Source organism: Sphingobium yanoikuyae (assembly GCF_013001025.1).
Taxonomy (GTDB): Bacteria; Pseudomonadota; Alphaproteobacteria; order Sphingomonadales; family Sphingomonadaceae; genus Sphingobium; species Sphingobium yanoikuyae_A.
The window spans coordinates 21,522-38,977 of the sequence record NZ_CP053021.1; the positions used below are offsets into that span (position 1 = coordinate 21,522).

Below are 17,456 nucleotides of genomic sequence, written 5' to 3' on the forward strand. Positions count from 1 at the left end.
CCGACCGACAGGGACGGGGCTCGCTAAGGGCGATGATGGGGCTCGCACGCCTCGTCGATGAAGCCGATATGCGCGTCCTGACTGCCCAGTTGCAGTCGGCAGACAGCGTCGCGCTGCTGCGTCTGGCGATGAACGTGTTCGGCCTGCTGTTCCTCTGGCGCGTGTTCGGCAGCCATGTTTCGGCGACCGTCATGATCGGCTGGAGCGTCGCGCTGATCGGTGCCGTCGCCATCAGTGCCCTGTTGATCCATCGCCGGAAGATCGGCGCCGGCGGCGTGCCGCAGGCGCGCGACCTGCGCCGTCATGCCCTGACCGGCCTGCTGCACGGCCTGGTCTGGGCGGCCTGCATGACGCTTTTTTCGAGGGGAGAGGGGGCCGAGCATCTCGTGGCGCTCTGGACCCTTATCAGTTGCATCATGGTGTGCGGCGCAATCAGCTATGCGGCGACGCCGCTGGCCGCCATCGCTTTCCTGGTTCCCTGCATCGTCGGCCTGTCGGCGATGTTCGATGGCGAAACCCTGTTGCCGCTGCGGGCGCTCGCTACCAGCTATGCACTGTCGCTGCTGGTCGGCTGCCTCATCTATGCCCGCACCTTCGCGCGCCAGCACAGCACCACGGTCCAGCTGGCCGAGCAGACCGAAGTCGTCAGCCTGTTGCTGCGCGAATATGAGCAGGGCGCATCCGACTGGCTGTGGCAGACCGATGCGCTGCGCCGGATCAGCGGCGTATCCCAGCGTTTCGCCGAAAGCGTCGGCATGACGCCGCAGGCGCTGGAAGGGGCGCCGCTGGTCCAGGTTCTGGCCGGCGCCGGATGGGAAAGCGGCCGCTTCGCCTCCAGCCTGCATAGCCTGGCGGATCATCTCAAGCGGCGGGAAAGCTTCAGCAATCTGGCGTTGCCCGTCGATGTGCAGGGGCGCACGCGCTGGCTCGAACTGTCGGCCTCGCCCCGCTATGATGACAATGGCAATTTCCAGGGCTTTCGCGGTGTCGGGTCGGACATCACCATCCAGCGGGAATCGGCCGACAAGATCGCCCAGTTGGCGCGGTTCGACACGCTTACCGGCCTGCCCAACCGCGCCCATCTGCGCGATGCGCTGGATCAGGCGATGGCAGACACCGGCAATCGCCGGCCCGGCTGCGCGTTCCTGATGCTCGATCTCGACCGGTTCAAGGCGATCAATGACAGCCTGGGCCATCAGGTCGGCGACCAGCTGCTCAGCCAGGTGGCGCAGCGTCTGCGCCATGTCTGTGGCGGTGCCGGATTTTGCGGTCGTATCGGTGGCGACGAATTTGGCGTGGTGATTGCGCGGATCGACGACGACCGGGCGGTGGCGCGCCTGTCGATCGCGATCATCGACGCCCTGTCGGCCCCCTATCAAATCGATCAGCATGTGCTGCATGTCGGGGCGTCGGTCGGCTCGGCCGTCTCGCCTATCGACGGGCATCAGTCCGAATCGATCATCCGCAGCGCCGATTTGGCGCTCTATCGCGCCAAGGATGAAGGCGGCGGCGTCCATTGCCCCTATGAGCCGCAGCTGCATGCCAAGGCCGAGGAACGGCAGCGGCTGGAACAGGCACTGCGCGAGGCGCTGGAGAAGGATCAGCTCCATCTTCTCTATCAGCCGGTCGTGGATGCCACCTCTGGCGTGATCACGGGGTTCGAGGCGCTTGCGCGCTGGACCCATCCTGAACTGGGGCCGATCCCGCCGTCGAAATTTGTGCCGGTGGCCGAGGAGGCTCGGCTGATCGGGCCGATCGGCGAATGGGTGCTGCGCACCGCCTGCCGCGAGGCGATGCGCTGGCCCGCGCATATAAGGGTTGCCGTCAACGTGTCGGCGGAGCAACTGCACCAGTCCAACTTCATCTCCGCGGTGATCAATGCGCTGGCCCAGAGCGGGCTCGATGCGCGGCGGCTGGAGTTGGAGGTCACCGAAAGCGTGTTCATGCATGAGGATGACGGCGCGCTGCGCGTACTGGATCAATTGCAGGCGATGGGCATACAATTGTCGCTCGACGATTTCGGCACCGGCTATTCCTCGCTCGGCTATCTTAGCCGCACCCGTTTCAACACGATCAAGATCGATCGCAGCTTCGTCGTCGGCGCGGCGCATAACACACCGGAAAATCTGGCGATCATCCGGGCAGTGGTGACGCTGGCGGAAAGCCTGGGCATGTCGACCACGGCGGAAGGGGTGGAAACCGCGACCGAACTGGACATGGTGCGCCGGCTGGGCTGCAAGAAGGTACAGGGCTATTATTATGGCCGTCCGATGCTGCCGCAAGATGCGGCGCGCCTGTTCCCCGATCCGCCGGCGCAGGCCTGCGCCGTTGGCTGAGGCAGGGCTTCAGCCCTGCTGAACCTGCCGCTCGACCATCGTCCATAGCGCGCCGAAGGCCTGGGCCGGGGGCGAGGCGGGGGCGAAGGCACCCAGCGGCTTGCGGCGGACCGTCATCTGCTCGATCGTGCTGGCCATCGGGATCGCGCCCCAGCCGGGCTGTTCGTCCAGTGCCTTGCGATGCAGGCTGCGGCGGCGGTCGACCATCGAATAGACCGGCAGGATCGGCGCATGATTGCCGCCGCGCTGCACCAGATAGCGTGCCACCTCGCCCATAGCGCGCTGCGACAGGGGGGAGGGGATGACCGGGATGACGATCAGGTCGGCGGCGCGCAGCACCTGCTCGCTGGTTTCGGTGAGGCCCGGCGGGCAATCGAGGATGATGCGGTCATAATCCTTGCCCAGGCTGTCGATCAGCTTGGCCAGCCGTTTCTTCTTGTCCATCTCGCGGAATAGATGGTCGAGGCTGCGCAGTGAGGTGTCGGCGGCGATCAGGTCCAGACCCGGCACGGTGGTGGGCTGGATCAGCTTGCGGACTTCGACATCCTTGCTGAAGATGGCCTGGGCCGCATCGCGGCTTTCAAGATCGGTGGAGAGGAGCCAGCTCGACGCCGCCTGCGGGTCGAGGTCCCAGAGCAGGGTCCGCCGTTTCGATATGCTCGCCGACGCCCAGGCGAGGTTAACCGAAAAGGTGGTTTTGCCAACGCCTCCCTTGAGGCTGTAGACGGCGATGGTCGCCAATGCCGGTTCCTTTGCCATGGGAGAGGAAGCTACGGCTTCCCCCCGTCAAAGCAAGGGCTCAAATCAGCCGCTTGTTACATGGGCGTGACAAGCGGCTGATATTCAGAGGATTTCCAGAACCTTGTCCTGGGGGCGGCAGAAGCGCACGCCCTTTTCGGTTTCGACGAAGGGGCGGTTCACATAGGCCGGATTGGCCGCCATCTCGTCCAGGATCGCATCCGCCGTCATGTCCGACAGGCCGCGTTCCTCGGCATCGGTGCCCATCTTGCGGACCGCTTCGGCCGGAGTCATCCCGGCGTCGGCGAACAGCTGGGCCAGCTTGTCGCGGGTGAAGGGGGTCTTGAGATATTCGACCACCTCCACCTCGACGCCTGGCGTTTCCTCAAGGATCGCCAGCGTCTTGCGCGACGTGCCGCATTTGGGATTGTGCCAGATGGTGGCCTTCACTGGCCATCCTCACGGGCAAGCCACTCTTCGAGCCACTTGATCGTATAGTCGCCGTTGAGGAATTCGGGATCCTTCAGCAGCGCCTGGTGCAGCGGGATGGTGGTCTTCATCCCTTCGATCACATATTCCTCCAGCGCGCGGCGCAGGCGCATGATCGCGCCCTCGCGGGTGCGGCCATAGACGATCAGCTTGCCGATCATGGAGTCGTAGTAAGGCGGCACCTTATAGCCCTGATACAGGCCGCTATCGACGCGGACATGCATGCCGCCCGGAACATGATAGCTGGTGACGGTGCCCGGCGAGGGCGCGAAGGTCTTGGGATCTTCCGCGTTGATGCGGCATTCGATCGCATGGCCGGTGAAGCGGATATCTTCCTGGTTCACCGACAGCGGCTTGCCTTCGGCAACGCGGATCTGTTCGCGCACCAGATCGAGGCCGGTGATCATCTCGGTCACCGGATGCTCCACCTGCAGGCGGGTGTTCATCTCGATGAAGTAGAATTCGCCATTTTCCCACAGGAACTCGATGGTGCCCGCGCCGCGATAGCCCATGTCGGCCATCGCCTTGGCACAGATGCCGCCGATCCGTTCACGCTCGGCCTGGCTCAGGACGGGCGAGGGCGCTTCTTCCAGCACCTTCTGGTGGCGACGCTGCAGCGAGCAATCGCGTTCGCCAAGATGGATGGCGTTGCCATTGCCGTCGCCGAACACCTGGATTTCGATGTGGCGCGGATTGCCGAGATATTTCTCGATATAGACGGTGGCGTCGCCGAACGCGGCCTTCGCTTCCGAACCGGCCTGCTGCATCAGCGTCTCGAGCTGGTCGGGCGAGGTGCAGACCTTCATGCCGCGGCCGCCGCCGCCGGACGCGGCCTTGATGATCACCGGATAGCCGGCAGCATCGGCAATCGCGCGCGCTTCCTCGACATCGCTGACCGCGCCGTCTGACCCCGGCACCAGCGGCAGGCCGAGCGCGCCAGCGGTACGCTTCGCCTCGATCTTGTCGCCCATGGTGCGGATATGTTCAGGCTTGGGACCGACAAAGGCGAGGCCATGGGCCTCGACGATTTCGGCGAACTTGGCGTTTTCGCTGAGGAAGCCATAGCCCGGATGGATCGCGTCGGCGCCGCTGATCTCGGCCGCCGAGATGATCGCGGCGATGTTGAGATAGCTGTCCTTGGCGGCGGGCGGCCCGATGCAGATCGCCTCGTCGGCGAGGCGCACATGCATGGCGTCGGCGTCGGCGGTCGAATGGACCGCCACCGTCTTGATACCCATTTCATGGCAGGCGCGGTGGATGCGCAGCGCGATTTCGCCCCGGTTGGCGATCAGCAGTTTTTCGATGGCCATGGGATCGCGGCCTTATTCGATGACGATCAGCGGCTGGTCATATTCGACCGGCTGGCCGTTATCGACCAGCACGGCCTTGACGGTGCCGGCGACGGGCGCGGTAATCGCGTTCATCACCTTCATGGCCTCGACGATCAGCACGGTTTCACCGGCCTTCACCTGCGCACCGACACGCGCGAAGGGCGCGGCGCCCGGCTCGGCCGAAAGATAGGCGGTGCCGACGATCGGCGACTTCACCACATTGCCGGCCGGCAGGGCGGGTTCGGCCGCCGCGGCGGGGGCAGCGGCCGGTGCCGCAGCCGGGGCAGCGACAGGTGCCGCTACGGCAGCGGGCGCTGCGAAGATGGGGGCGCCGCCACCGATCTTGCGCGCCACGCGAATCTTGCGATCGCCGTCCTCGACCTCGATCTCGGTCAGGTTGGTGTCGTCCAGCAAAGCTGCCAGTTCGCGCACCAGGGTGACGTCCACCTGCATCGCGCCCTTGTCATGCTTGTCGTTCATGCTTGACCCTTGTCGTCTTTCAAAATGCGTTCTGGCGGCCAGCGCCTATGCTCATTTGCGCCAAAGCGCAACTTTTGTGCGTTCTACAGTTCCAGGGCTGCTTCGAGCGCCAGCATGTAGGACATGGCGCCAAAGCCCGCGATCGTGCCCTTGGCGGCCATGCCGACATAGGATTTGTGGCGGAAGGCCTCGCGCGTGTGCGGGTTGGACAGGTGGATCTCAATCACCGGCACGGTGATGCTCTTGATCGCATCATGCAGCGCGATCGACGTGTGGGTATAGGCGCCGGGATTCATGATGATGGCATGGGCGCCCTCGCGATGCGCCTCCTGCACCCAGTCGACCAGATGGCCTTCATGATTGGACTGGCGGAAATCGATCTCGACATGGGCGCGGTGGGCGGCGTCCTCCATCCGCTCGGCAATGTCGTCCAGCGTGTCATAGCCATAGATTTCCGGTTCGCGGGTGCCGAGCATGTTAAGGTTCGGGCCGTTCAGAACATAGATTTTGCGTGTGTCCGCCATGGCGATCCCCCATTCGGTCGAGACTTGTCTGTTGCGGGCGCGGCGTCGCCGCCCCTATATGCGCGCTGATCTTTAGCCCTTCGTGTCGCGCCAAGTCGAGACACGTTTCCAGCCACGAACGGGATAATGTAGTGAGCATCGACGGCACCATCTCCATCCATATCAATGGCGAGCATCGCCGCATCCGCGACGGCCTGACCCTGGCCGAGCTGGCGAGCGAGCTGGGCTTCGCGCCGGAGAAGGTGGCGGTGGAGCGCAATCTGGAAGTGGTGCCGCGTTCGACCCTGGCCGATGTGAAGGTCGAAGACGGTGACGAACTGGAGATCGTGCATTTTGTGGGCGGCGGCGATGTGTCCCCGGTGGATGACGATAGCTGGACGGTGGCGGGCAAGACCTTCCGTTCGCGCCTGATCGTGGGCACCGGCAAATACAAGAATTTCGAGCAGAACGCCGCCGCGCTGGTCGCGTCGGGCGCGGAAATCGTCACCGTGGCGGTGCGCCGCGTCAACGTGTCCGATCCCAACGCCCCGATGCTGACCGACTATATCGACCCGAAGAAAGTCACCTATCTGCCCAACACGGCGGGCTGCTTCACCGGCGAGGAGGCGATCCGCACCTTGCGCCTGGCGCGCGAGGCGGGCGGCTGGGAACTGGTGAAGCTGGAAGTACTGGGCGAAGCGCGAACGCTCTATCCGGACATGGTCGAAACGCTGCGCGCGACCGAGGTGCTGGCCAAGGAAGGCTTCAAGCCGATGGTCTATTGCGTCGACGATCCGATCGCCGCCAAGCGGCTGGAGGATGCCGGCGCGGTGGCGATCATGCCGCTGGGCGCGCCGATCGGGTCGGGTCTGGGCATCCAGAATAAGGTCACGATCCGCCTGATCGTGGAAGGCACCAAGCTGCCGGTGCTGGTCGATGCGGGCGTGGGCACCGCGTCGGAAGCGGCGCAGGCGATGGAGCTGGGCTGCACCGGCGTGCTGATGAACACCGCCATTGCCGAGGCGAAGGACCCGGTGCTGATGGCGGCGGCGATGAAGGCGGGCGTCGAGGCCGGCCGCATGGCCTATCGTGCCGGCCGCATGGGCAAGCGCATGTATGCCGACCCGTCGAGCCCGCTGGCCGGCCTGATCTGATTCCAGGGCGTCGCGGCGCGGGATTCGACGCGACAGTCGAAGTTCACAGTGTCGTGGGGCTGATTCCGGGCCAATGCGCCAGGAACGCGCCCGCGACGCGACAGCGAAGCGACAGTCGCGCGACAATCGGGTCACGATCGCGCGCGTTCGACGCGACAGTGACGCGACACGCAGGCGACATTGGGGCGACAGTGAAGCGACGCCTGAATGACACTTGGCCGGTTGCGTGGTGGCGGATATTCCATCTTCAAATGTAGATCAGAAGAGGCTCGTATAGGACAGGGGGGCTTGCATGGCGTCTAGACCGTCCACATCCATTCATATTTAGATGCGTTGCATGAGCCGACAATCGCTGATCCTGATTGGGCGCTACGCCCTGTTTGCTACCTTCCTGCTGGCCGCTGCCCCCGCCGCTGTTCTGACCTTGCCAGCATTCATGCTGCTTGGCGGACCGCATGTGGATGTGTCGGCCTATGTTTTCGGTGCGCTGATACTGGTTTGCGCGCCCGGCGCGATTTTTACGGGGCTGATATATAGTTGGCCGTCTGCGAGGAATGCGGACAGGCGTTCCATTGCGATAGCTCTGGCAATGGCTGTCATAGCTGTCATGAGCTACGTTCTTGCCTGGGGAATGATGCGCTTTTTCGGAAATTGACCGTAAGCCTATTCCTCGTTCTTCACTCTTCACCCCGCAATTTCAGGCGGCTGGCGCGGTAGAAGATCGCGAGCACCAGCGGGTCGGCCTCGGCGGCGCGGACGGCGACGTGGAAATCGACCGGGGGCATGAGCGGGGCGCCGGGCACCGGGACCAGTCGGCCTTCGGCCAGTTGCTGGCGCGCCATCGGCCGGGGGAAGATGCCGATGCCGCCGCCTTCCAGCACGATGTCGATCATGGTGCGGACATTGTTGCACAGGTTGAGCGGGCAGTCGGCCAGGTCCGACGCGGCAATCGCGTCCTTCATGATGCGGTAGAGCGGCGACAGGTTGGTGAGCGACCAGATCGGCGGGCCCACGTCTGCCATGGTCGCGACGGTCGCGGGACTGGCGAGCCAGAGCAGGTCGACGCTGCCGATCGGCGCGGTGCGCAGCATCGGATGGGCGATCCGCCCGGCGGCGAAGGCAAGGTCGGCATGGCCCGAGGCGAGCTGCTGGATGAGGTCGGCGGTAAGCGCGATGTCGACCTCCAGGCTGACATGGGGCAGGTCGCGGCCGAGCCGGGCGACGAAGCCGGGCAGGCAGCTGGCCGCCGCAATTTCCCCCGCGCCGATGCGGATGATCCCGGTCGCGCCGGATATGTCGCTGCAGCCCATCAGCACGCCCTGGAAGCGCGCCCAGAGCGGTTCGCTCTCGCGCACCAGCTCGCGCCCGGCGGGGGTGAGGGCCATCGTCCGCCCCTCGCGCCGGAAGAGCGCGGTGCCCAGATGGCTTTCCAGTTCGCGCACCCGCGCGGAAATCGCCGGCTGGGTCGTGTTGAGCCGCGCCGCCGCTGCCGCGAAGGTGCCCAGCCGCGCGATCCAGAGCAGGGTTTCGAGATGGTAGAAGGCGATGCGATTGATAGACATTGTTTGGGTTTAACTGAAAAAACAAATCATTGGTATTGATCGGTTTGCCTGCCTAGTCTGCGCCGAAATTGTATGAAGGATGGATGCCGATGGCCAAGAAGCTCTACCCCGATGCTGCCGCTGCGCTGGAAGGGCTGCTGTTCGACGGCATGCATCTGTGTGCGGGCGGATTTGGCCTGTGCGGCATTCCCGAGCGGCTGATCGATGCGATCCGCGATTCGGGGGTCAAGGATCTGACCATCGCCAGCAACAATGCCGGCATCGACGGCGAGGGGTTGGGCAAGCTGCTGCGCACGCGCCAGGTCAGGAAGATGATCTCCTCCTATGTCGGCGAGAACAAGGAGTTCGAGCGGCAATATCTGGCCGGCGAGCTGGAGGTGGAATTCTGTCCGCAGGGGACGCTGGCCGAGCGCTGCCGCGCGGGCGGGGCGGGCATTCCCGGCTTCTACACCAAGACCGGCGTCGGCACCGCGGTGGCCGAGGGCAAGGAAGTGAAGAATTTCGACGGCCAGGATTATATATTGGAGCGCGGCATCTTCGCCGACGTCGCGATCATCAAGGGCTGGAAGGCGGACGAGAGTGGCAACCTGATCTTCCGCAAGACCGCGCGCAATTTCAACGCGCCGATGGCGACGGCGGCGAAGATCTGCGTCGCCGAGGTGGAGGAAGTGGTGCCGGTGGGCAGCCTGGACCCCGATGCGATCCATCTGCCCGGCATCTACGTCAAGCGGATGATCGTCGGCGCGCCCTATGACAAGAAGATCGAGTTCCGCACTGTGCGCCAGAGGGACGCGGTCTGATGGCGACGATGATGCGGCTTGCGCCGGCGCTGTTGCTGGCGCCGCTGGCGGCCTGTGCGACCACCACCGCGACGACTAGTGCGACTGGCGCGGCGCCGGTGACGCCGACCGGACCGGCGGTGCCGCCGGCTGGCATGCAATATCTCTACGGATCGGGCGAGGCGGCGGCGCTGTCGCGCCAGGCCTGGACCGCTTTGGTCGCTCATGCCGCTGCCGTCGTGAAGGCACGGCCGGCCGATTCTGTCGTGCTGGCCGAAGGCGCGAGCCTGGACGCGCCCAAATATGTGCCGTGCGGCAACCGGCCGTTTGCCGCCGTGTTCGACGTCGACGAGACGGTGATGCTGAACACCGGCTTCGAATATCATGATGCGAAGACCGGCAAGGGCTATGACGCGGCCGACTGGGACGCGTGGGAAAAGACCGGCGAGGGCGCGGTCGGCCCGGTGCCGGGTGCGGACAGCGGCCTCGACGCGCTGCGAGCGATGGGCGTGACCGTGATCTTCAACACCAACCGTTCGGCCGCCAATGCTGATGCGACCGCGCGCGCGATCAAGGCGGCGGGGCTGGGCGAGGCGGTGCATGGCCGGACGCTGTATCTGGCCGGCGACGACGCGATGGGATCGCGCAAGGACGGTCGGCGCTGGACGATCTCGCGCAGCTATTGCGTGATCGCGCTGGGCGGCGACCAGCTCGGCGATTTCACCGACCTGTTCAATGTCGGGCAGAGCGTGCCGGCGCGGCGCGCCGCGACCGAAGGCCCGGCGATCGCGAAACTCTGGGGCGCAGGCTGGTTCGTCCTGCCCAACCCCGTTTATGGCAGCGGCCTCAAGGGCGGCTTCGACGATGTTTTCCCTGCCGACAAGAGGTGGGCGCCGGGAGGCGCGAAGCCATGATCGGCTTTCGGACGGCAGAGCATCCGGGGGCGATTGCGCTCAAGGGAGGGCTGGCGCCGGCGAAAAACGCGTTCGAGTTGGCGCGTTTCTGGATAAGCCCCGATGAGGGGCGGTCGCACGTGGTTATTGGCTTTCCTGATCAGTGGCGTCTGGAGTTGCTGGGTTCGCTGTTGGTGGAAAGCGTGCATACGGCTGCAAAGGCTTACGCCCAGACAGCGCAAATGTCCGAGGAAGAGGCCTTGCGTCGTATTTGGCAGGGGCTTGATGAGGAACGCGCGAGGCTGAACGCCGAGCCTGCGAAGGAGAGTGAGTGATGCCCTGGACCCGTGACGAGATGGCCGCGCGTGCGGCGAAGGAGCTCGAGGACGGCTTCTATGTGAATCTGGGCATCGGCATCCCGACCCTGGTGGCGAACCATATTCCCGATGGCGTGGAAGTGACGTTGCAGTCGGAAAATGGCATGCTGGGCATCGGCCCCTTCCCCTATGAGGGGAATGAGGATGCGGACCTGATCAATGCCGGCAAGCAGACGATCAGCGAACTGCCGCAATCGGCCTATTTCAGTTCGTCCGACAGCTTCGCGATGATCCGCGGCGGGCATATCGACCTCACCGTCCTTGGCGCGATGGAAGTGGCCGAGAATGGCGACATCGCCAACTGGATGATCCCCGGCAAGATGATCAAGGGCATGGGCGGCGCGATGGACCTGGTCGCCGGCGTCAAGAAGATCATCGTGGTGATGGAGCATACGTCCAAGAATGGCGATCCCAAGTTCATTCCGGCCTGTACCCTGCCGCTGACCGGCAAGAATGTGGTCGACATGATCGTCACCGACCTGTGCGTGTTCCAGCGTCCCGACCATGATAGCCCGTTCAAGCTTGTCGAGCTGGCACCGGGCGTGACCGCCGAGGAAGTCGCTGCTAAGACGACCGCCCATTATATCAGCTAAGGGCGTTTCATGAGCCTCGACGGCACCTATGACGAAGCCAATATCTTTGCCCTGATCCTGCAGGGCAAGATCCCGTCGACCAAGCTGTACGAGGACGAGAATACCTTCGCTTTCCTCGACATCATGCCGCAGACGCGGGGCCATGCGCTGGTCATTTCCAAATGGTCCAAGGCCCGCAACCTGCTGGAGATGGAGGATGAGGCGCTGGGCCAGGTGATGGCGACTACCAAGAAGGTCGCCACCGCCATCCGCAAGGCGCTGAACCCCGACGGCATCCAGATCGCCCAGTTCAACGGCGCGCCGGCGGGCCAGACCATCTTCCACCTGCACGTCCATATCCTGCCGCGCTGGGAAGGCGACCCCAAGGGCTTCGCCGCCCATGGCGCCGGCACGCAGGCGGACAAGGATGCGCTGGCGGCGCTGGCCGAAGAGATTCGCGCGCAGTTCTGACGTGGCACTCAAACCCTTCAAGGCGCCGGGCGCGCGGCTGGCGCTGCGGTCCAAGGCGGCGAACAGCTATCTGACTGGCGACCGGGGCGGGGCCGAGGTGATCCTCGACATTTCGCGTCTGCTCTCGCGTGCTTTCCACCCGACGCCGACCGGTATCGACCGGGTCGAATATGTCTATGCCCGCGAATTGCTGGAGCGGATGCCGGACCGGCTGGCCTTCGCCGCCGTTCACCCCGCTGGCGGCTATTATGGCCGCCTGAACATATCCGCCGTGCGCCAGTTCCTGGCCTTCACCGCGGCGAAATGGCGCAATGTGGATTCGCCCGACGAGCGCAAGGAGCGGGCGGCGGTGATCCGCCACATGTTTGCCACGCGCCCGCGCCCGGTGCCCAGGGCCAAGGGGCCGCGCATCTATCTGCAGGCATCGCCCCATCATCTCGACGATGCGGCGCAGGTGGGCGCGATCCTACGCGCCGAGGGGGCGAAGTTCGTCACGCTGGTGCATGACGTCATTCCGCTGAGTCATCCCGAATTTGCCCGGCCGCAGGGCGCGGACGAGCATCGCCGCCGGCTGCGCAGCATCGACCTCTATGCCGCCGGCATCATCGGCAACAGCCAGGCGACGCTGGACGCGCTGGAACCGCATCTGTCGAACGGCCTGGCCGATCGCCAGACATGCGTCGCCCATTTCGGCGCCGATCCGCCCGATGTGTTTGGCGGGTCGGGCACGGCGATCCCGCAGCGGCCCTATTTCGTCTATCTGTCGACCATCGAGCCGCGGAAGAATCATCTGCTGCTGCTCAATATCTGGCGGCGGATGGTGGACGAACTGGGCGATGCGGCGCCGATGCTGGTACTGATCGGCCGGCGCGGCTGGGAAAATGAGAATGTCATCGACATGCTGGAGCGGGGCGAGGCGCTGCGCGGCCATGTGGTCGAGGCGGGCGAGCTGCCCGACAACCAGATGCAGGATCTGGTCGCGGGCGCGCGGGCGATGCTGATGCCGTCCTTTGCCGAAGGATTCGGCATGCCGGTGGTCGAGGCACTGTGCGCTGGCGTCCCGGTGATCTGCAGCGACATTTCGGCGCATCGCGAAGTCGGCGGCGATGCACCCGACTATATCGATCCGCTCGATGGCATGGGCTGGATGCGGATGATCCATGCCTATGCCGCAGCGGATTCGCCCGAGAGGGCGGCGCAGCTTGCACGGATCGGTGGATGGCATGCGCCGACCTGGCGTGACTATTTCGACATAGTGGCGCAGCTATTGGAAGATGTGACAGCGACTGTTCCTTGACCTGTCATCGCCCGGCGATCATGACTGATCCGGTCGAGAAGATGACCGCGTGCCGGATCAGGGGGATATGTGACCGGGGGTTGGTGGAAAAGGCGAATGGGACCTATGTCTCAGGTGGAGCGCGACGCTCCGTGACCATGATGCCATTCCTGCGTTCTCCCCCCTTTCCGGGCATTGATCCGGATGTGGCGGCGATCAGCCATCCGGTAGCCGGCGCGTCGGTCGCGGCTATTTCCGACACATTGTTCGACATGATTGTGGCTGCGCGTGTCGGGGGCGATTTCTGGGGGCATCGGCCACGGGGTGTGCAGGTCGTGGCGCGGGCCGGGATCGCGATTCCCGCAGAGGCCTGTGTCGGTCTGGTCGCTGGACAGATTGGCATCCTGCCGCTGGCGCGACGGGGTGGTGCGGCCGTCAGCGCAAAGATTGGTCATTTTCTGCCGGTCGGTTGCGACCCATGGACATTGGTGGCGCAGGCGCGTGCCATCTATGCCCAGCCGGACGATGATCTGGCGATCATCGGGGGCCTGCTCGGCGTGGCGGTCTTTGGCGCGAATGGTGATCGGTTTGCGCCGGAGCGATTGCGCGCGGCAGCACGGGACAGGCTGGCGGCGGCGATCTATCGGGATTGTTTTACCGGTGCGCCGGTCGATGCCGCGCATGTCGTTGCGCAACTGGCCGACTGGCGCCGCCATATCGACGGCAATCGTGGTATCGCCGCTGCCAGCGGCATGGCCTTCTGGAAACGGGAGGCGATCCGGCATTTTCTCTGGGATGGGCTTGATAGCCCGCCCTTCCTGTCAGCTGCCCGAGGCTTGGCTCGGGCGCGTCAGCGTGGCGCGGCGCTGGCGATCTGGCCGTCCCGTGTGCCGTCCGATACGGTTAGCGAGGCAGCGGCCAAGGGCGTTTCGATCGCGCGGGTGGAAGATGGTTTCCTGCGATCGCGCGGATTGGGGGCAGGCTTGCATCCGCCCGGGTCCGTGGTGATTGATCGCAGCGGCATCTATTATAATGCCCGAAGGCCCAGCGATCTGGAGACATTGCTCGCAACCCAGATATTTACGCCTGCCCTGGTCGACCGAGCGCGCCGCTTGCGCAATCGGGTCTGCGCGGCGGGCGTTACCAAATATGGACTGGAGGCTGGGCAGATGATCGATCTGCCGGCCGACCGGCGGACCGTCCTGGCCGTGGGACAGGTCGATGACGACATGTCCGTCCAGCTGGGCGGCGCGGGCGTTGGCGGCAATCTGGATTTCCTAGCCCGCGTGCGCAAGGCGGAGCCGGACGCCTGGATCGTTTACCGCCCCCATCCCGACGTCCAGGCCGGACATCGCAAGGGCCATCTGAGCGATGCGGTCGTGCTGGAACATGCCGACGCGATCGACAGCGGGGCACCATTGATGGAACTGGTGCAGCGGGTAGACGAAGTCCATGTGCTTTCCTCGCTGACAGGCTTCGAGGCGCTGATGCGCGGTCGCTCCGTCACGGTGCATGGCATGCCCTTCTATGCCGGCTGGGGGCTGACCCGCGACCTGGCCAAGCCGTCATCCCGAAGAGGGCGTTTGCTGGATGTGGATCAGCTTGTCGCGGGCGCACTCATTCTCTATCCTCGCTATCTCGATCCGGTGACGCGCTTGCCCTGTGGCCCCGAACTGATGGTGGACCGCATGGCCAGTGGATCGACGCCGCCGATGACATGGCTCATTCGGCTCCGCGCGCTACAGGGGAAGCTACGAAGATTTATGACATTGTCCGCTGAGTTCCTTCATGGCTGAACCAACGTCGAAAATATTCTTGTTCCTGCAGGGGCCGCATGGTCCCTATTTCTCGATGCTTGCGGATGCGTTGCGCAAGCGCGGGCATTCCGCTCTGCGGATCAACATCAATGGTGGCGACAAGGTCGATTGGCCAGGAGATGCCACCGATTATCGTGGAACATTTCGTAACTGGCCACTCTTCTTTGACGATTTTATCGTCAATCATGGCGTTACGGACCTGATTCTCTATGGTGATTGCCGTCCCTACCATACCTCGGCACATGGCATGGCACGGCTGCGCAACTTGCATGTTCATGTCGTGGAGGAAGGGTATATTCGCCCCGATTTCCTGACCTTGCAGGACGATGGCGTGAACGGCAATTCGACTCTGCCGCTGGATCCGCAATGGTATCTAGACCAGGTCCGGGGCTTGCCGGACTATATCGATAATCTGCCGCCCGTGCCCTCGACCTTCAATGCCCGTGCGCGCAACACGATGCGCAATGGTCTGGCCGCTGCATTCATGCGGCCCTATTTCCCATTCTACCGAACCCACCGGCCGCATAGTTTCCTGATGGAATCGGTCGCCTGGTGTCGCAAGCTGGTCATGCGTCGCGGTGACGGGCGCCGGTCTTTCAAGGCGTGGGATACGGTCAAGGATAAACCCTATTTCGCGCTCCCGTTGCAACTCAACTCCGATTATCAGATTCGCGTTCATTCGCCCTTCGGCAACATGCGCGCTGCGCTGCGTTTCGCTATCAAGAGCTTTGCTCAGCATGCGCCTGATCATGTCTCTCTTGTGGTGAAACGCCATCCGCTGGACCCCGGTCTTGTCGCCTGGGACCGACTGACTCGCCGGCTGGCCGCGTATTATGGCGTAAAGGACCGTGTCGTCTATCTGGCCGATTGGGACATTGCCGAAGTGGTGGGCAAGTCGTTGGGCGTGGTGACGGTGAACAGCACTGTAGGCACGCTGGCGCTCAATGCCGGCAAGCCTGTCGTGGTTCTGGGGCACGCAGTCTACAAGGTGCCAGGAGTGGTGCATCAGTCGAGCCTTGATGATTTCTGGTCGGCGCCGCGCCAGCCGGACATGACGCTCTATTCAGCGTTTCGGCGAGTTCTGGTCGATCGCTGCCTCATTCGCGGAGGGCTTCTGAGCGAGGAAGGGCTGCAGATGCTCGTCAGCAACGCGGTTGATCGGCTGTTGCGGGCGCCTGCGCAGATTATCCGGCCAGACCGAGGTCGGGCACCACGATGGACAATGCAAAAGGGCCCGGTGTTACGTGGAATACGCTAAAGGACAATTTTGGTGACCATCGCCATTGATCGGCGAATGCGCAATCTTGCCGAAGTGAATCGGTGACTACATGCTATTGTCATCGATCAGTGCTGAAGAATGGGCGATCATCGGGCTTTCGCTCCGGGTCAGTCTGACAGCGGTCTTCGCGATGCTGCCGATAGCTTTTGCCCTGGCATGGTTGCTCGCGCGCTATCGTTTTCCTGGCCAATTGATGCTTGATGCACTGGTGCATTTGCCGTTGGTGGTGCCACCGGTAGTCACCGGCTGGCTACTGCTGCTTCTGTTTGGTCGGCAGGGTGTTTTTGGTTATTGGCTGGAAAGCTGGTTTGGCATCAGTCTGTTGTTTCGCTGGACGGGCGCAACGCTCGCGGCAGCAATCATGGCGATGCCGCTGATGGTGCGCGCTATTCGGCTGTCTATTGAGACAATCGATCGACGATTGGAGGCTGTCGCCCAGACGCTCGGAGCCGGCCGTATCCGGGTCTTCTGCACCATCTCGTTGCCACTCGCGGTTCCGGGCATATTGGCTGGCATGATCCTGGGTTTTGCTCGATCGATCGGGGAATTTGGCGCCACCATTACCTTTGTATCCGATATACCAGGGGAGACCCGAACACTGCCGATCGCCATCTATTCCGCGCTGCAACTGCCGGACAGCGAAAATGCGGTATTGCGGCTGGCACTGATTTCGATTGCGCTGTCGCTCGGCGCGCTGATGGCATCCGAATGGCTCGCGAGACGCATGGGCAGGGGCGACCATGTCCTTTGACATCCATGTCCGTCGCCGACTGGGAGCCAATCATCTGGCCATAGACATTGCCAGTTCCAGTGCGATCGTCGGCCTATTTGGTCCATCTGGGGCAGGTAAGAGCAGCCTGCTCAACATGGTGGCCGGTCTATTACGTCCCGATGAAGGTCGTGTCGCGATTGCCGGGGGCACGTTGTTTGACAGCGCCGTCGGCGTAGACCTGCCCATCGCGCAGAGGCATTGCGGCTATATTTTTCAGGATCTGCGCCTCTTTCCGCACATGAGCGTGCGCCGGAACCTTATTTATGGCCGAAGGCATAGTGGAAGAAGCGCGCTTGATATGCCAGCTGTCGTCGACATGTTAGGCATCGGCGATCTGCTTGAGCGCCGGCCACATTCTCTCTCCGGGGGGGAGGCGCAGCGCGTGGCGATTGGGCGTGCCTTGCTAGCCAATCCTCATTTTTTGTTGATGGATGAGCCATTGACGGGCCTGGACCAGGGCCTGAAGGACCAGATACTGGAGCTTATACGCAAGTTGCACGCGGCCACATCGATCCCGATTCTTTATGTCAGTCACGATCGCGCAGAATTGGAGGCGCTGGGAGCCGACCTTGTCTCGATCCGTCCGTCGAAAACCGGAGATGGGGCGGGGCTTTGAGATGATGGTGT

At 63.7% G+C, this 17,456-nt stretch carries 19 protein-coding genes; 13 read left to right on the forward strand and 6 right to left on the reverse strand.

Features of this window, described 5'->3' with window-relative positions; genetic code table 11:
* Positions 1-32 precede the first annotated feature (32 nt).
* A complete protein-coding gene (locus HH800_RS00110; protein WP_037490941.1) occupies positions 33-2,336 on the forward strand; it encodes a putative bifunctional diguanylate cyclase/phosphodiesterase in 2,304 nt (767 codons plus the stop codon).
* A 9-nt stretch (positions 2,337-2,345) separates the two neighbouring features.
* Here HH800_RS00110 and HH800_RS00115 read toward each other — a convergent pair whose 3' ends face one another.
* From HH800_RS00115 to aroQ, 5 genes are all read right to left on the reverse strand, one after another.
* Positions 2,346-3,095 (reverse strand): ParA family protein, encoded by a 750-nt coding sequence (locus HH800_RS00115; RefSeq protein WP_017500882.1) that lies wholly within the window; start codon positions 3,093-3,095, stop codon positions 2,346-2,348.
* Between the two features lie 84 nt (positions 3,096-3,179).
* Positions 3,180-3,524: an arsenate reductase family protein gene (locus HH800_RS00120; RefSeq protein ID WP_004210353.1), complete on the reverse strand. Its 345-nt coding sequence runs from the start codon at positions 3,522-3,524 to the stop codon at positions 3,180-3,182.
* Complete coding sequence (gene accC / locus HH800_RS00125; RefSeq protein WP_004210354.1) at positions 3,521-4,873, reverse strand: acetyl-CoA carboxylase biotin carboxylase subunit; 1,353 nt, start codon at positions 4,871-4,873, stop codon at positions 3,521-3,523. Before accC ends, HH800_RS00120 begins: the two co-directional genes overlap by 4 nt.
* Positions 4,874-4,885: 12 nt before the next feature.
* Complete coding sequence (gene accB / locus HH800_RS00130) at positions 4,886-5,374, reverse strand: acetyl-CoA carboxylase biotin carboxyl carrier protein (protein ID WP_004210355.1); 489 nt, start codon at positions 5,372-5,374, stop codon at positions 4,886-4,888.
* Positions 5,375-5,457: 83 nt separating this feature from the next.
* The gene (gene aroQ, locus HH800_RS00135) at positions 5,458-5,898 is read right to left on the reverse strand and encodes a type II 3-dehydroquinate dehydratase (RefSeq protein ID WP_004210356.1); all 441 of its coding nucleotides are present in this window, start codon (positions 5,896-5,898) and stop codon (positions 5,458-5,460) included.
* A gap of 131 nt (positions 5,899-6,029) precedes the next feature.
* Here aroQ and thiS point away from each other — a divergent pair, with 131 nt between their 5' ends.
* Together thiS and HH800_RS00145 are read left to right on the forward strand one after the other, a co-directional pair.
* Positions 6,030-7,031, forward strand: coding sequence for a sulfur carrier protein ThiS (thiS, locus tag HH800_RS00140; RefSeq protein ID WP_004210358.1), 1,002 nt, complete (start codon positions 6,030-6,032; stop codon positions 7,029-7,031).
* Positions 7,032-7,368: 337 nt separating this feature from the next.
* Complete coding sequence (locus HH800_RS00145) at positions 7,369-7,686, forward strand: hypothetical protein (RefSeq protein ID WP_169859738.1); 318 nt, start codon at positions 7,369-7,371, stop codon at positions 7,684-7,686.
* Between the two features lie 22 nt (positions 7,687-7,708).
* On the opposite strand, the gene HH800_RS00150 is transcribed toward HH800_RS00145, so the two are convergent.
* Positions 7,709-8,593 carry a LysR family transcriptional regulator gene (locus HH800_RS00150; RefSeq protein WP_169859740.1) on the reverse strand — a complete coding sequence of 295 codons (885 nt, stop codon included), beginning with the start codon at positions 8,591-8,593 and terminating at the stop codon, positions 7,709-7,711.
* A gap of 89 nt (positions 8,594-8,682) precedes the next feature.
* Here HH800_RS00150 and HH800_RS00155 point away from each other — a divergent pair, with 89 nt between their 5' ends.
* The 10 genes from HH800_RS00155 to HH800_RS00200 all read left to right on the forward strand — a co-directional run bounded on the left by HH800_RS00155 (position 8,683) and on the right by HH800_RS00200 (position 17,445).
* The gene (locus HH800_RS00155; RefSeq protein ID WP_169859742.1) at positions 8,683-9,393 is read left to right on the forward strand and encodes a CoA transferase subunit A; all 711 of its coding nucleotides are present in this window, start codon (positions 8,683-8,685) and stop codon (positions 9,391-9,393) included.
* Complete coding sequence (locus HH800_RS00160; RefSeq protein WP_169859744.1) at positions 9,393-10,286, forward strand: HAD family acid phosphatase; 894 nt, start codon at positions 9,393-9,395, stop codon at positions 10,284-10,286. Before HH800_RS00155 ends, HH800_RS00160 begins: the two co-directional genes overlap by 1 nt.
* Complete coding sequence (locus tag HH800_RS00165; RefSeq protein ID WP_169859746.1) at positions 10,283-10,600, forward strand: DUF5076 domain-containing protein; 318 nt, start codon at positions 10,283-10,285, stop codon at positions 10,598-10,600. The genes HH800_RS00160 and HH800_RS00165 overlap by 4 nt, the downstream gene beginning before the upstream one ends.
* Positions 10,600-11,235: a CoA transferase subunit B gene (locus HH800_RS00170; RefSeq protein WP_169859748.1), complete on the forward strand. Its 636-nt coding sequence runs from the start codon at positions 10,600-10,602 to the stop codon at positions 11,233-11,235. Before HH800_RS00165 ends, HH800_RS00170 begins: the two co-directional genes overlap by 1 nt.
* Before the next feature lie 9 nt (positions 11,236-11,244).
* On the forward strand, positions 11,245-11,685 hold the full coding sequence (locus HH800_RS00175; protein ID WP_169859750.1) for an HIT family protein: 441 nt from the start codon (positions 11,245-11,247) through the stop codon (positions 11,683-11,685).
* A 1-nt stretch (position 11,686) separates the two neighbouring features.
* Positions 11,687-12,982, forward strand: a complete 1,296-nt coding sequence (locus HH800_RS00180; RefSeq protein ID WP_169859752.1) for a glycosyltransferase family 4 protein — start codon at positions 11,687-11,689, stop codon at positions 12,980-12,982.
* Between the two features lie 131 nt (positions 12,983-13,113).
* A complete protein-coding gene (locus HH800_RS00185) occupies positions 13,114-14,757 on the forward strand; it encodes a beta-3-deoxy-D-manno-oct-2-ulosonic acid transferase (protein ID WP_169859754.1) in 1,644 nt (547 codons plus the stop codon).
* A complete protein-coding gene (locus tag HH800_RS00190; protein ID WP_169859756.1) occupies positions 14,750-16,036 on the forward strand; it encodes a capsule biosynthesis protein in 1,287 nt (428 codons plus the stop codon). The genes HH800_RS00185 and HH800_RS00190 overlap by 8 nt, the downstream gene beginning before the upstream one ends.
* Before the next feature lie 70 nt (positions 16,037-16,106).
* Positions 16,107-16,808 (forward strand): molybdate ABC transporter permease subunit, encoded by a 702-nt coding sequence (modB, locus tag HH800_RS00195; protein WP_169859758.1) that lies wholly within the window; start codon positions 16,107-16,109, stop codon positions 16,806-16,808.
* A complete protein-coding gene (locus tag HH800_RS00200) occupies positions 16,798-17,445 on the forward strand; it encodes an ATP-binding cassette domain-containing protein (RefSeq protein ID WP_169859759.1) in 648 nt (215 codons plus the stop codon). The genes modB and HH800_RS00200 overlap by 11 nt, the downstream gene beginning before the upstream one ends.
* The last annotated feature ends 11 nt before the right edge of the window (positions 17,446-17,456 follow it).

Excerpts from the sequence above, each read along its gene's own strand:
- HH800_RS00110 (WP_037490941.1), top strand. The coding sequence starts at position 33 with ATGATGGGGCTCGCACGCCTCGTCGATGAAGCCGATATGCGCGTCCTG.
- HH800_RS00115 (WP_017500882.1), bottom strand. The coding sequence starts at position 3,095 with ATGGCAAAGGAACCGGCATTGGCGACCATCGCCGTCTACAGCCTCAAG.
- accC (WP_004210354.1), bottom strand. The coding sequence starts at position 4,873 with ATGGCCATCGAAAAACTGCTGATCGCCAACCGGGGCGAAATCGCGCTG.
- accB (WP_004210355.1), bottom strand. The coding sequence starts at position 5,374 with ATGAACGACAAGCATGACAAGGGCGCGATGCAGGTGGACGTCACCCTG.
- aroQ (WP_004210356.1), bottom strand. The coding sequence starts at position 5,898 with ATGGCGGACACACGCAAAATCTATGTTCTGAACGGCCCGAACCTTAAC.
- HH800_RS00145 (WP_169859738.1), top strand. The coding sequence starts at position 7,369 with ATGAGCCGACAATCGCTGATCCTGATTGGGCGCTACGCCCTGTTTGCT.
- HH800_RS00150 (WP_169859740.1), bottom strand. The coding sequence starts at position 8,593 with ATGTCTATCAATCGCATCGCCTTCTACCATCTCGAAACCCTGCTCTGG.
- HH800_RS00155 (WP_169859742.1), top strand. The coding sequence starts at position 8,683 with ATGGCCAAGAAGCTCTACCCCGATGCTGCCGCTGCGCTGGAAGGGCTG.
- HH800_RS00160 (WP_169859744.1), top strand. The coding sequence starts at position 9,393 with ATGGCGACGATGATGCGGCTTGCGCCGGCGCTGTTGCTGGCGCCGCTG.
- HH800_RS00165 (WP_169859746.1), top strand. The coding sequence starts at position 10,283 with ATGATCGGCTTTCGGACGGCAGAGCATCCGGGGGCGATTGCGCTCAAG.
- HH800_RS00170 (WP_169859748.1), top strand. The coding sequence starts at position 10,600 with ATGCCCTGGACCCGTGACGAGATGGCCGCGCGTGCGGCGAAGGAGCTC.
- HH800_RS00175 (WP_169859750.1), top strand. The coding sequence starts at position 11,245 with ATGAGCCTCGACGGCACCTATGACGAAGCCAATATCTTTGCCCTGATC.
- HH800_RS00190 (WP_169859756.1), top strand. The coding sequence starts at position 14,750 with ATGGCTGAACCAACGTCGAAAATATTCTTGTTCCTGCAGGGGCCGCAT.
- modB (WP_169859758.1), top strand. The coding sequence starts at position 16,107 with ATGCTATTGTCATCGATCAGTGCTGAAGAATGGGCGATCATCGGGCTT.
- HH800_RS00200 (WP_169859759.1), top strand. The coding sequence starts at position 16,798 with ATGTCCTTTGACATCCATGTCCGTCGCCGACTGGGAGCCAATCATCTG.